We start from the raw sequence: 1246 nt of genomic DNA, 5'->3' as shown, positions 1-1246 counted from the left end.
CTGCTGATCATCGACGACTTCCTCACCGTGGGCATCGATCCCGAAGCCGCCAACGACTTGTTCGCCGTGCTGGCAAACCGAGAGCACCGGCTGCCGACGATGATCGCCTCACAATCCCGACCGGCGTACTGGCTTGAGGCTCTACCCGACAGGGTCGCCGCCGACTCCATCGTCAACCGGCTGGCCAACAACGCCCGCGAGATCAACCTCGGCGAAGTCGACATGCGACGCCAACGCGACGACCAAGCCCGGGCGACCACCGGCTACTGGGAGTAACCCCCGACGGTGCCGGCCCGCCTCACGCGCGGGCCGGTTCCGGGTCGCCGGAACAGCAGTACCAACTCGCCGGACCCGCGGTACCGACAAGCCCTATCTGCCAGTCAGGCGGTTCACCAACTATCCACGTCGTTGCGCAAGCATCTTGAGCCAGTGCAGGCGGATCCCTCCGAGCGATTCAGTGTCTGGGAGTCATTGGAGGGCAGTATCCCCCTTCTGCAGTTGAAGGTGCCGGGTCCTGACGGGTTAGTCGGAGGGTTCCTGGAACTTCAGTGGCGCCCGAGCGACCTGCTTCGCCCGGGGCTGAAGTTCGAATGGCCACAGTTGATCATCTGCAGTCATCCTGACGCCGGAGCCAAGTGCCGACAGGAGGTGCAACAAGCCACCCAGGAAATCGCTACTTCTCGAGGCATGGCGCTCGGCCCCAACCGGTGGTGGATCTGGCGAGCTCCCTTGGCACCCGAAAAGTCGATAACTGACCTCGACGAGTACGCCCGGGACTGCGTCAGGCACCTACTAGAGCTTTGGGAATCCGTCGGACCTGCGATTGCGGAAGCTCACTCGAGGCTGGCGACTACTCCCCGCTGACGGCCACAGCCCGGGCTTCGGCCTGCTTCCCACGAGGCGCAGAGCCCGACCGACACAAAGACCGCAGCCGACTCAGGCCGATTTCTTGGCCGGCGTCTTGCGGGCCGTCGACTTCTTCGCCGGGGCCTTCTTGGCGGTGGACTTTGAGGCTGTCGACTTCTTAGCCGTGCTCGAGCCGGAGCTGCCGGAGTCCGACTTGGAGGACGTCGATTTCTTGGCAGTCGACTTCTTTGCCGCGGCCTTTTTGGCGGGCGCCTTCTTGGCCGCAGTCTTCTTGGCCGGGGCTTTCTTTGCCGAGCTACTCCCGCTCTTCTTGCTGGCGGTCTTCTTGGCGGAGCCGGAGTCCTCGTCGTCGTCCTCGTCGTCGTCCTGGTCGTCGGCG

Annotated in this window: 1 protein-coding gene and 1 pseudogene; one reads left to right on the top strand and one right to left on the bottom strand. The window is 64.2% G+C overall.

Annotated elements, in window-relative coordinates; translation table 11 throughout:
• The coding region (locus G6028_RS13050; RefSeq protein WP_182659130.1) for an ATP-binding protein at positions 1-276 on the top strand (276 nt) is incomplete at its 5' end.
• A 660-nt stretch (positions 277-936) separates the two neighbouring features.
• Here G6028_RS13050 and G6028_RS13045 read toward each other — a convergent pair.
• Positions 937-1246, bottom strand: a pseudogene (locus tag G6028_RS13045) (hypothetical protein); the annotation flags it as partial.

It is taken from the genome of Dietzia cercidiphylli (genome assembly GCF_014145145.1).
GTDB classification, from domain to species: domain Bacteria; phylum Actinomycetota; class Actinomycetes; order Mycobacteriales; family Mycobacteriaceae; genus Dietzia; species Dietzia natronolimnaea.
This window is presented reverse-complemented; position numbering and strand designations above follow the sequence as displayed.